1 protein-coding gene is annotated in these 649 nt (G+C 66.7%); it reads right to left on the bottom strand.

All coding sequences use genetic code 11. From position 1 onward, the window contains the following. On the bottom strand, positions 1 to 649 hold a 649-nt coding region (locus tag ACR0B3_RS24440), incomplete at both ends, for a PLP-dependent cysteine synthase family protein (protein WP_480811303.1).

The following is a 649-nucleotide window of genomic DNA, read 5'->3' as shown; positions in this document are numbered from 1 at the left end:
CGACCTCGTGCGAGATCGCGAAGGTGGAGCCGCCGGAGATCCCCGTCAGGATGCCTTCCTCGGCAGCGAGGCGGCGGGCCCAGGCGATGCCATCGGCCCCGGCCACGGGCAGCAGGGCGTCGTAGAAGCCTTGATCGATGCTCTCTTGCAGGACCTTGGGGATGAAATCGGGCGTCCAGCCCTGGATCGGATGCGGCTCGAAGGCGCTGTGACTGACGGCGGGCGCGCCGTTCGGGTCCCGGTCCTGGGCGATGCCGCTGCCGAGCAGTTGGGCATTGGCGGGTTCGGTCAGGATGATCTTCGTCTCGGGCCGCGCCTTGCGCAGCACCCGGCCCAGGCCGGTGACCGTGCCGCCGGTGCCGTAGCCGGTCACGATATAGTCGAGCTTGCAGCCTTCGAAATCGCCGAGGATCTCTTGCGCGGTGGTGTTTTCGTGCATCTCCGCATTGGCCGCGGTTTCGAACTGGCTGGCGAGAAACCAGCCGTTGGCTTCGGCCAGTTCCACTGCCTTGCGATACATCCCGAACCCCTTCTCGGCGCGCGGCGTGAGGACCACTTTCGCCCCGAGAAGGCGCATCAGCTTGCGCCGCTCGATCGAGAAGCTCTCGGCCATGGTGATCACGAGGGGATAGCCCTTCTGCGCGCAGAC

The sequence above is a fragment of the Ruegeria sp. CE9 genome (assembly GCF_056537425.1).
The sequence above is the reverse complement of the archived record's forward strand: the minus strand, read 5'-3'. Positions and strand labels throughout refer to the sequence as shown.